The 11772-nt window shown below is 44.0% G+C and carries 10 protein-coding genes; all 10 read right to left on the reverse strand.

Annotated elements, in window-relative coordinates:
• Positions 1-74: 74 nt before the first annotated feature.
• The 10 genes from D8803_RS02090 to der all read right to left on the reverse strand — a co-directional run bounded on the left by D8803_RS02090 (position 75) and on the right by der (position 11765).
• Complete coding sequence (locus tag D8803_RS02090) at positions 75-1058, reverse strand: acetylxylan esterase (RefSeq protein WP_084948966.1); 984 nt, start codon at positions 1056-1058, stop codon at positions 75-77.
• Between the two features lie 317 nt (positions 1059-1375).
• The gene (recG, locus tag D8803_RS02100) at positions 1376-3460 is read right to left on the reverse strand and encodes an ATP-dependent DNA helicase RecG (RefSeq protein ID WP_223326970.1); all 2085 of its coding nucleotides are present in this window, start codon (positions 3458-3460) and stop codon (positions 1376-1378) included.
• On the reverse strand, positions 3411-4514 hold the full coding sequence (alr, locus tag D8803_RS02105) for an alanine racemase (RefSeq protein ID WP_131200088.1): 1104 nt from the start codon (positions 4512-4514) through the stop codon (positions 3411-3413). The genes recG and alr overlap by 50 nt, the downstream gene beginning before the upstream one ends.
• The gene (gene acpS, locus D8803_RS02110) at positions 4504-4866 is read right to left on the reverse strand and encodes a holo-ACP synthase (protein ID WP_131200089.1); all 363 of its coding nucleotides are present in this window, start codon (positions 4864-4866) and stop codon (positions 4504-4506) included. Before acpS ends, alr begins: the two co-directional genes overlap by 11 nt.
• Positions 4867-4910: 44 nt before the next feature.
• Positions 4911-5942: a 3-deoxy-7-phosphoheptulonate synthase gene (locus tag D8803_RS02115; RefSeq protein ID WP_000864028.1), complete on the reverse strand. Its 1032-nt coding sequence runs from the start codon at positions 5940-5942 to the stop codon at positions 4911-4913.
• 1 nt (position 5943) lies between these two features.
• Positions 5944-6975 carry a 3-deoxy-7-phosphoheptulonate synthase gene (locus D8803_RS02120; protein WP_131200090.1) on the reverse strand — a complete coding sequence of 344 codons (1032 nt, stop codon included), beginning with the start codon at positions 6973-6975 and terminating at the stop codon, positions 5944-5946.
• Positions 6976-7054: 79 nt separating this feature from the next.
• The gene (gene secA, locus D8803_RS02125) at positions 7055-9568 is read right to left on the reverse strand and encodes a preprotein translocase subunit SecA (protein WP_131200091.1); all 2514 of its coding nucleotides are present in this window, start codon (positions 9566-9568) and stop codon (positions 7055-7057) included.
• Positions 9569-9728: 160 nt separating this feature from the next.
• Positions 9729-10019 carry a hypothetical protein gene (locus D8803_RS02130; RefSeq protein ID WP_131200092.1) on the reverse strand — a complete coding sequence of 97 codons (291 nt, stop codon included), beginning with the start codon at positions 10017-10019 and terminating at the stop codon, positions 9729-9731.
• 18 nt (positions 10020-10037) lie between these two features.
• Positions 10038-10373: a hypothetical protein gene (locus tag D8803_RS09775; RefSeq protein ID WP_223805041.1), complete on the reverse strand. Its 336-nt coding sequence runs from the start codon at positions 10371-10373 to the stop codon at positions 10038-10040.
• A gap of 81 nt (positions 10374-10454) precedes the next feature.
• The gene (gene der, locus D8803_RS02140) at positions 10455-11765 is read right to left on the reverse strand and encodes a ribosome biogenesis GTPase Der (RefSeq protein WP_131200094.1); all 1311 of its coding nucleotides are present in this window, start codon (positions 11763-11765) and stop codon (positions 10455-10457) included.
• Between the last annotated feature and the right edge of the window lie 7 nt (positions 11766-11772).

Below are 11772 nucleotides of genomic sequence, written 5' to 3' on the forward strand. Positions count from 1 at the left end.
TTTAATATTTCAAATTTCCTGAAAGTACTTTTCGATTTTGGAAAACAAAAAGGGAGCTCAAGGCTCTCTTAAACTTATTTTTTTACATAGGAAAAAGGAATCTCACTGCCACAGAGCCAGTTGTAGACTTGGTCATTGACAAAAACATTCATGGCTTCGTGAGCATACTCTGGCATGATGCGATAGGTCTTGTCGCAAGTCAGACGATTGTAAATCGCAAACTGGGTAATAGGATAGCAGACGTCATCATCCAAGCCCGTAATCATCTTGACCTCACCCTTGATACGATGGGCAAGATTTTTCACATCGATATAGGCAAGGGTCGCCATGATTTCCTCCTCTGTTTCATGGAAGGGATCGTGAAACTTAAAATAACGGAAGAGTTCATCATAGGCTTCACTGGTATTACCAATCTCAAGCACCCGTCTAAAGTCTGACAAGAAAGGATAGATGGCAACTGTTTTCTGAATTCGAGGATTGAGCGCTGCTGCAACCAGAGCTAAAGCCCCTCCTTGTGAAGCACCATAGCTAGAAAGTCTTTCCTCATCTACCTGAGGCAGACTGGCAACAATTTCAACCAACTGGTAAATATCCAGATAGACATCCTTATAAAAGAGGTGGTCCCGACCTTCCACAGCACCACGGATGATATGCCCCTTCACAGTATTTCCTAGTGGAGAACGCAAGCCGTCTTGCGAATAGCCCGACTGGCCCCGCACATCCATGGAAACAACACCGTAACCAGCCACAGTATAGGCCAGCATGTCAGCCCAATCCCAGCCACGTCCCATATAGCCATGGAAATGGAAAATTAGGGGAACTTTCCCCTCAGTCTTTGGAAGGACGACGCGTGCATAGACCTTGCCTTCATTAGTTCCCTCAAAAGTGAGCTCAAAGCACTTGACTCGGGGAATGTGGAAATCTCTTTCCTCCAACTGGTAGGCTGGAAGAGTGGAAACTTTTTTTAATTCCTCATCCCAGAAAGCATCAAAGTCTTCTGGAACCTCATCCCGTCCTTTATAAGTCTTAATTTCTTCTAACAAAGCTGGATTTTTCATAGCATGCTCCTTTAGTTTTGTAATCGTTATCACAACTGTAGCATATCTAGGAAAGCAATGCAAGAAAGAATGCTAAATAGAAAGTGATTTTAGATTCTCTTTCCTCAAACCTATCGTCTGAAAGTAGTTTTAAAAATAAAAAGAGCGTTTCCGCTCTTTGTGTATCAATAGGTGCTAGCTCCTTTCTCTTGTTTGACAGTTTGGAATTTCTTTTGGTAGGTTACTTTAATAGTCATGAGAAAGTCCTCGTTTCTTTTTGATGACTCTAGTATAAGACCCAAACCTAAAAGCTAGCTTATAGATTTCTTAGAAAAGGCTTAATCCAGATGTTCTCTCTTCTCTAGGTGAAGAGCGATCATACGCCATTCTGGGTCCTCTCGCCAACCTTCTATAGAACTAATGTAGCTGGCAACCTTTCTGGCTTCTTCTAAAATCGGAAAATCTTCGATAATATCAGCCACTTGAAACTCTGGGAGTCCTGACTGTCTGGTTCCAAAAATTTCACCAGAACCACGCATTTTCAAATCTTCTTCGGCCAAGACAAATCCATTGGTGGTTTCTGTCATGATGCGCATGCGGTCTTTCCCAGAATCCGTCTTGGGATTGGCAACGAGAACAGCATAGGACTGCTTGTCCCCCCGACCAACACGACCTCTGAGCTGGTGAAGCTGACTGAGACCGAAGCGATCGGCATCCATGATAATCATGACGGTCGCATTGGGAACATTAACCCCAACCTCGATAACCGTCGTCGAAACCAGAATATCCGTTTTTCTCTCTTTAAAATCCTGCATGATCTGGTCTTTTTCGTCACTCTTCATCTTACCATGTAAAAGAGCTACTTCAGCCTTGCCGGCAAAATGAGCTGCCAACTCCTCAGATAAGGCAATGGCATTTTTCAGATCCAGAGCTTCAGATTCTTCAATCAAGGGAGAGATGACATAGGCTTGAGAACCTTTTTGAACTTCTCCCTCTAACCAAGTCAAGACCTGAGGCAGCTGTTCATGCTTAATCCAGCGAGTCACAATAGGCTTCCGCCCTGCTGGCATCTGGTCAATAATGGAAACATCCATATCACCAAAGGCTGTGATAGCAAGCGTCCGTGGAATTGGTGTCGCCGTCATCATGAGGACATCTGGATTGTCGCCTTTTTCCCGTAAAATACGCCTTTGCCCCACACCAAAACGGTGCTGCTCATCGATGATAATCAAACCAAGGCGAGCATAATCCACCCCATCTTGAATCAGAGCATGGGTTCCGATAATCAAATCAGCCTCACCCTTGGCAATAGTCTCCAAGACTTCTCTCTTCTCTGCAGCTTTCAAGGAACCTGTCAAGAGAGCGAGTTTTAAGTCTGGAAAAAGGTTCTGTAGACTCTCAAAGTGTTGCTCTGCTAGAATCTCTGTTGGCACCATGAGGGCTGTCTGATAGCCAGCTGTCACCGCCGCAAACATGGTCAAACCAGCAACCACTGTCTTTCCGCTCCCTACATCTCCTTGCAGGAGACGATTCATGTGGTGGTCCGACTTCATGTCGGCCAATATTTCCCGCAAACTCTTTTCCTGAGCTGGGGTCAGAGAAAAAGGCAGATTTTCTTTAGCAGCTGTCACCTTTTCCTTAGACCAATTCAGAACCAGACCGCTTCCCTGAACTCTATTTTCAGACTTGAGCGTCTGTAACTGCATTTGAAAGTAAAAGAGTTCCTCAAACTTGATGCGGCGAAGGGCCTGCTTGTATTCTGCCAAATCCTTAGGAAAATGCATAGCACGAACTGCCTGACAGCGGGACATGAGTTTGTATTTATCCAGCAAAGACTGGGGAAGATTTTCCTCAATCAAGAGGTCCAGCCCCTGATCAAAGGCCGTCTTGATGACCTTGACCAGGCTGGCCTGACTGATTCCCTGAGCCAGACGATAGACAGGCTGGAGGTCATCTTCCACCTGAGCCAGGACCTTCATCCCTGTCAGACTGGCCTTGGCACGGTCCCATTTTCCAAAGACAGCAAGGGTTGCTCCCAACTCTATCTTATCAGCTAGGTAGGGTTGGTTAAAGAAATTCACCGCAAAAACGACTTCTCCCTGCTTGAGGCTAAAACGCAGGCGATTGCGCTTAAAGCCATAATACTGGACACTGGCAGGAGTGACTACCTGACCAGACAGAACCGCCTTCTCCCCATCTTCCAATTCCAATACCTGCTTGGTCTTGAAGTCTTCGTAACGGAAAGGAAAGTAGAGCAAGAGGTCTTGCAAGTTTTCAATTCCTAGTTTGGCGTATTTCTCGGCTGACTTTGGTCCCACACCAGGCAAGACATGCAAGGGTTGATGTAGATTCATGCTCCACTCCTTTCTTTTTTTAATAATATTCTCTCGGAATGCGGTCGCTGAGGAGGCAAACCACCTCATAGTTAATGGTTCCACGGTAGGTCGCTACCTGAGTTGCTGTGATTTCCTTGTCACCGTTTGTGCCGATCAGGGTTACTTTTGTTCCTAGCGGGTAAACCTTAGGCAGACGAATAGTGATTTGATCCATAGAAACCCGCCCGACGATTTGGCAAGCTTGCCCATCTACTAAAACGGAGAAATTCTGCATATCTCGTGTCCAACCATCCGCATAGCCGATTGGCACCGTCGCAATGACTTGCTCGTTATCCGCCTGATAGGTGGCTCCATAGCCCATGCAAGCTCCAGCTGGAACTGTCTTGACATGAACTAGAGCAGACTCCAAACTCAAGGCTGGTGTCAAGGCATAAGGTAAGTCTAAGACATCTCCGCTAGGATTGAGACCATACATGGCATCTCCCATACGGACGGCATTGAAAATAGTCTCTGCATGCCAGAGGGTCGTTGCCGAGTTGCTGGCATGAACCAACTCTGGAACATCCTTCATACTCGTCAAAATAGTTTTAAATCGTTCTAACTGGGTATTAAAATAGGCATCTGATTCTTCATCTGCAGTAGCAAAGTGGGTAAAAATCCCCTCAACGCGAGCGCCATGTTGTTGGAGCAAGTCTTGAGCCAGATCAGCTTCACGGGCTTCTCTAAAACCAATTCGTCCCATCCCTGAATCAATCTTGAGATGGACAGTCAAGCCAGTTAAATCTGCTTCCTTGTCTAACAGTGCTTGAATCCATTCCAGTCCAGCCACAGTCAAGGTGATGTCATATTCTTTAGCAAGAGCAACAGCTTCTATTTCAGAAATTCCTAAAATGAGAATTTTCTTGCTGAGTCCAGCCTGTCTGAGTTCAATAGCTTCATCAATATTAGAAACGCAAAAACCGTCGACATCATCCTGGATAGCCGTCGCAACAGCTACTGCACCATGTCCGTAGGCATTGGCCTTGACCACTGCCCACTTGAGCGTTCCTTCAGGGATATGAGCCCCCATTTGCTGAATATTTTGTCGAATGGCTCCCAGATATATCAGAGCCTTGGTTGGTCTATGCGGACTAGCTTTCATGATTTTCCTCCAAAATGACACTGGCTGTCACAAACTGATCTGTATGGCTGATTGACAGCCAAATTTTTCCTGAAAATGGTGCCTGACTAAAATAGGGAGCCCCTCGTTCATTATTCAAAACTTCCAGATCCTGAAAGGTCAGTTTACCAATACCAGTTCCCATAGCCTTGGAAAAGGCCTCCTTAGCCGACCAACGACCTGCCAAGTATTCGATCTGTCTGCGCCCTTTGAGACTGGTAAAGCGCTCCATTTCTTTAGCGGTCAGCACGCGCTTGGCAAAGCCCTCACGTCGTGTAACTGCGTTTTCTATCGAAGCCAATTCTTCGATGTCAATTCCGTGTCCAACTATCATACTCACAAAAGGAGTTGAGATTCCCCCAACTCCATCCTTTTCACTTATTTTGTTAAGGTAGTATAAATTTCTTCTACCAAGGCTACTGTATTTTCCCAACCTAGACAAGGGTCAGTTATGGAGCAACCAAAAACCTCTGGTTGATTTTGGCGACCGTCTGCTAGGTAAGATTCGATCATAAAGCCTCGAACCGTCTTTTTAATCTTTTCATTCCAGTCACGATTCAGCAAGGCTTGACGAACAATGCGAATTTGTTCCATATACTGCTTGCCCGAATTGTCATGATTGGTATCGATGATAATAAAGGGATTTTCAAGTCCCATAGTCTCATAGCGATTGATGGCATTTAAGAGGGTTTCATAGTAAAAATTGGGTTCATTTTTACCATATTCGTTCATAGCGCCACGAAGGATAACGTGGGCCAAAGGATTTCCTGAAGTTTCCACTTCTTGGCCATGGTAAAGGAAGGTTTGCTTGTTTTGAGCCGCATAGATGGCATTAAACATAACCCCAAGGTTCCCAGATGTTGGATTTTTCATCCCAACCGGAGCATCAATCCCAGAGGCTACAAAGCGGTGTTCCTGGTCTTCCACTGAACGAGCCCCTACAGCATGGTAGCTGACCAGATCATCAACCAAAACGAGATTTGACGGATAAAGCATCTCATCAGCTGTCGTCAATCCAGTTTCGGTAATCACACGGTAGTGTAGCTGACGAACAGCCTGCAAACCATTGATGAGACTAGGCGCTTCGCTAGTATTTGGTTGATGAATCATGCCCTTATAGCCATCTCCATTGGTACGAGGTTTAGCCGTATAGACACGCATCACGATAAAAATTTTATCCGCAACTTTTTTCTGCAAGTCTGCTAAGCGACGAGCATATTCAAGCACTGCTTCTTCATTGTCTGAAGAGCAAGGCCCCATCACCAAAAGGATGCGGTCATCCTCACCTGAGATGATGGCTGCCAGCTCTCTATCGCGGGCTTCTTTCTTTCGCAAGGCTTCAGGTGACAACTGGGTCGCAGCCTTGATTGCTTCAATATCAATTTCTTGACCTTTTTCGATAAATGCCATCTTACTCTCCTAGCGTTTGGTAGATTTCGCGAACAAGTGCTTCCGTATTGTCCCATCCTAGGCAAGGGTCCGTGATAGACTTGCCAAAAACTTCAGGTTCATTTTGCCGTCCATCTTCCAGATAGGACTCAATCATAAAACCTCGAACGTATTTTTTGATTTTCTCATTCCAGTCACGGTTGATTAATGTCTGACGAACGATACGGATTTGGTCCATGTACTGCTTGCCTGAATTGTCATGATTGGTATCGATGACGATAAAGGGATTTTCTAAGCCCATCTTTTCATACTGATCAATGGTATCCATCAGATTGTCATAATAGTAGTTAGGAATATTTTTCCCGTATTCGTTCAATGCACCGCGAAGAATGGCGTGGGACAAAGGATTCCCTGTTGTTTCCACCTCTTTACCGAGAAAGAGAAAACTCTGTTTATTTTGCGCTGCATAAATCCCATTAAACATGACATTGAGATTTCCAGATGTTGGATTTTTAAATCCTGTTGAAAAATCTGCTCCACTCGCTACAAAACGGTGTTGCTGGTCCTCGACTGAACGAGCTCCAACAGCCATATAAGAAATCAAATCATCCACCAAAGGAAGATTTTCCGGGTAGAGCATTTCGTCAGCAGTTGTCATACCAGTCTCGGTAATCACACGGTAGTGGAGCTGACGAACAGCCTTGATCCCATTGATCAAGCTAGGTGCTTCTGTCGCATTTGGTTGATGAATCAAGCCCTTATAGCCATCTCCATTGGTACGAGGTTTGGCTGTATAGACTCGCATGACCATAAAAATGCGGTCTTTGACTTCTTCTTGTAAGTCAGACAAGCGCTTGGCATACTCGAGGACTGCCTCTTCATTATCAGATGAACATGGTCCAATCACCAAGAGAATACGCTGGTCTTCCCCACGGACGATGGCTTCCAATTCCTGATCACGTCGGTTTTTTCTCGCAAGAGCCACTCCTTCTAATTTAGACAAGGCGCGAACTTCTTCAATGTTAATTTTAGGACTTTTAGCTGTAAATACCATGATTCATCTCCTTATAAAGCAAACGGACACCAAGCAAAAATGTATTTTCACCAGGTATCCGCCTGTATCTTATCACATATTATTGTCTCTTACCATGACAGTTCTTGAATTTTTTACCAGATCCACATGGACATTGGTCGTTTCGTCCGATTTGGCTCAAGTCCACATCTTTTGGAAGCTGAGTCTGCTGCGCTGCGATATTACGAGTCGCAGTTGTACTGATATTGTGTTCAGTTTGCGGACGTTCTTGTTCGTGGATTTGTGCTTTCATCATCAAGCGGGTCACATCGAATTCAATCGATCCGATCATGTCGTTAAACATGCGGAAACCTTCTGCTTGATATTCTACAACCGGGTTGTTTTGGGCATATCCACGAAGACCAACAGCATTTCGCAACTGATCAAGAGCATCAATATGGTCTGTCCACTTGTTGTCTACAACACGTAAAATCAAGACTTTTTGGAATTCTTTCACTGCATCTTCATCACGAAGTTTAGCAACTTGGCTATCATAAACCTTCAATGCACGTTGATACAGCTCATCTTTGATGGATTGATCTGACAGACCTGCAAGATCTGAGCGGCTGATTGAATCTTCTGGAAGTAGGTTGTACTTAGCAAAGTTCAAGATTGCTTCCAATTTTTCATCTTCTTTTGAACGAGCATGTGCATCTACGATTCGTCCAATGGTACGGCGGATCATAGCATGAATCTCAGGTGCCAAGTCACGGTCGGCAGTAATGACATCATAACGTTGTGCATAGATAATCTCACGTTGTTCACGCATAACGTCGTCGTATTGAAGAACCTGTTTACGTGTATCGTAGTTATTCCCCTCAACACGTTTTTGAGCCGCTTCCACTTGACGCGTTAACATACGGGATTCAATGGCTTCGTCAGACATGTTGAGTCGTTCAAAGATACCTTTCAAACGCTCTGAACCGAAACGTTTCATCAAATCATCTTCAAGAGACAAATAGAATTGCGACTCACCTGGATCTCCTTGACGTCCTGAACGTCCACGAAGCTGATTATCAATCCGGCGGCTCTCATGACGTTCTGTACCAATGACACAAAGTCCACCAAGTTCACGAACTCCTTCGCCAAGCTTGATATCGGTACCACGACCGGCCATATTGGTTGCGATGGTAATCGCACCACGCTGACCAGCATTCATGATGATTTGAGCTTCTCTGTAGTGGTTTTTTGCATTCAAGACTTCGTGAGGAACACCTGCTTCGACCAATTTCTTAGAAAGGAAATCACTCGTTTCAACGGCAACTGTACCTACCAAGACCGGCTGACCCTTTTGATAACGTGCCTTCACATCTTCAACCACGGCCTTGAATTTTGCATCAAGACTTGCATAGAGAAGGTCTGAATGGTCGATACGCTGGATTGGGCGGTTGGTTGGGATTGGGATGACACGAATGTTATAGATTTCACGGAATTCTTCTTCTTCTGTTTTACCAGTACCTGTCATACCTGCCAATTTCTTATACATCCGGAAGAGGTTTTGGTAGGTGATAGAAGCTGAAGTCTTAGTTTCGTCTTGGATTGGCACACCTTCCTTGGCTTCAATCGCCTGATGCAAACCATCAGAGTAACGGCGACCTTCCATGGTACGACCTGTAAATTGATCGACAATCAGGATTTCCTGCTCTTCGCTGACCACATAGTCAATATCGAGAATCATGATGTAGTTGGCACGAAGAGCATTATCGATAAAGTGAGTAAGAGCTACATTTTCAATATCGTAGAGATTTTCTAACTTGAAGTAGCCTTCAGCCTTGTCAATCCCTGAATCAGACAAACCAATAGTCTTAGACTGGATGTCAATGATATAGTCATCTTTGTCCAAAGATTTGACAAAGTGATCCGCCATATGATACAGCTGACTAGTTTCCACAGCATTGGCCCCTGAAACGATTAAAGGAGTACGAGCCTCATCAATCAAGATCGAGTCAACCTCATCGACCAAGGCATAGTTGAGCGGACGCTGTACCATGTTCTCTGCCCGAACAACCATGTTGTCACGAAGGTAGTCGAAACCAATTTCTGAGTTAGTCGAATAGGTAATATCACAGAGATAGGCTTCTTTCTTCTCCATTGGTGACTTCGCAGCCAAGTTGATCCCTACTGATAAACCAAGCCATGAGTACAATTCACCCATCTCAGTCGCATCACGTTCGGTTAGATACTCGTTGACCGTTACTACGTGAACCCCTTCACCTGCAAGGGCATTGAGGTATACAGGCATGGTCGCAGTCAAGGTTTTCCCTTCACCAGTACGCATTTCTGGCACATCTCCATGGTGGAGGACAATCCCACCCATGACCTGCACTTTATATGGGAAAAGTCCAAGAACACGCTTGGCAGCTTCACGTACTACCGCAAAAGCCTCATAGAGCAATGAATCCAGCGATTCACCCTTGTTGTAACGTTCCTTAAATTCATCTGTTTTTGCTTTTAGCTGGTCATCCGTCAAGGCTGCCATCTGATCTTCATATTTGAGAACCTTGTCTGCCATCTTTTCCAGACGACGAAGTTCTCCTTTATCATTTTCGATAATCGTTTTTAAAATATTAGCCATTATTTTCCTTACTTTAGATTCTGAATATTTTAGAATGTTCTTTTAATTCTAGCACATTTGCTCTTAATTTTCAAGAAAGAATCCGCGTTTCAACAGGGAAAAGAGGCTAACTTCTAGGTCAGCCTCTTAGCTTTTTATGGACTACATTTCACACAAATATTTAATTGCCAAGCAGAGCTGGCAAAATTCCAAAAATCAGGAAAAGATTGATCCAGAAGGCCATACAAAAGATCACTCCAAAGAGGAAGAGACTCATCTTTTTAGTCAGTACTGAGAAAAGGATTGCCAATACACCAAAGACGACAAAGAGTTTTTTCATGATGAAGAAATAAATCGAAACTCCTCCTATTTGCAAATCCCATGGAAGACAAAAGACCAGCATCCATAACAAGCAAATCGTAAGAATGTAGGTTTTGTAGTATTGATGAATGAACTGCTTTATTTTGAACATCGGAACCTCCTCTAAACTTTAGCTATTGATGGATGTCCTCGTTTTGTTCTCTTGTTTCAGCTTGAACATTCTCTTTAAACAGGCATATATTTTCCAGTCATTCACAAGAGACAAAAAAACTAAAAGGAACCATATCCCCCAAATTGTTAAATCAGCAGGATTTTTCAAGACAATATTGAAAATTAAAAATGAAAAAATTGTAAAAGCGATACTGAACAAAGCCCACAAAGGGAGATAAATGCAGTAAAAGTAATAGAAAAACGCAAAATATTTCCTATCTTTGTCCGCCTTCTCAATCCAATGGAAAAAGTAAAAGTAGGGTGATAAAAGCAATAATATAAAAAATTTCTCCATCACACACCTCTTTTTGATAACGTTTTCTTAGACTTCATTCTATCAAAAAGATCTGGAAATGTCTTCCCAGATCTTGCTTGTTTATTTCCGTTTTCTTGCGATCAAGTGAATCGGTGTTCCCTCAAAGACGAAGGCCTTGCGGATTTGATTTTCCAAGAAACGCAGGTAAGAGAAGTGCATGAGTTCTTCTTCATTGACAAAGATGACAAAGGTTGGTGGTTTAGTTGCCACTTGGGTCGCGTAGAAGATCTTAAGGCGTTTTCCTTTGTCTGTCGGTGTTGGATTGATAGCAATGGCATCCATAATCACATCGTTCAAGACAGCTGATGGGATACGGGTGTTTTGACTCTCACTGATTTGCTTGATCATCTCAGGCAGTTTGTGGAGACGTTGCTTAGTAAGAGCTGATACAAAGACAATCGGTGCATAAAGCAGATATTGGAACTGCTCACGAATATCTTCTTCCCATTTCTTCATGGTATGGTTGTCTTTCTCAAGGGTATCCCACTTGTTGACCACGATGATCATTCCTTTACCTGCTTCGTGGGCGAAACCTGCGATACGCTTGTCATACTCACGGATACCTTCTTCGGCATTGAGAACCATCAAGACCACGTCAGAACGGTCAATGGCACGCATGGCACGCATGACAGAGTATTTCTCCGTATTTTCGTAGACTTTACCAGACTTACGCATACCAGCTGTATCAATCATGGTAAACTCTTGTCCATCAGCATCTGTAAAATGGGTATCAATGGCATCACGAGTTGTCCCAGCTACTGGACTAGCAATCACGCGGTCTTCTCCCAAAATAGCGTTGATCAAACTTGATTTTCCAACGTTAGGACGGCCAATCAAGCTAAATTTAATGACATCTGGATTTTCTTCTTCGACTTCATGTGGTAGATTTTCCACGATGGCATCCAGCACATCACCGGTACCGATACCGTGGACAGACGAAATTGGCAACGGTTCGCCCAATCCTAGCGCATAGAAATCAAAGATATCATTTCGCATCGCAGGATTGTCAACTTTATTAACAGCAAGGATAACAGGTTTATGGGTTTTATAGAGTTTGCGAGCTACGTACTCATCTGCATCTGTGATTCCTTCTTTCCCAGACACCACAAAAACAATGACATCTGCTTCTTCCATGGCAATTTCTGCCTGGTGTTTGATTTGCTCCATGAAGGGAGCATCGACGTCGTCAATCCCTCCAGTATCAATCATACTGAAAGAACGGTTGAGCCACTCACCCGTTGCATAGATACGGTCACGTGTCACACCCTCAACATCTTCTACAATTGAGATTCGCTCACCAGCGATTCGGTTAAATAGGGTTGATTTCCCAACATTGGGACGTCCCACAATGGCAACAGTTGGTAAGGCCATGTTTTCT

It is taken from the genome of Streptococcus oralis, assembly GCF_003943385.1.
Taxonomy (GTDB): Bacteria; Bacillota; Bacilli; order Lactobacillales; family Streptococcaceae; genus Streptococcus; species Streptococcus oralis_CA.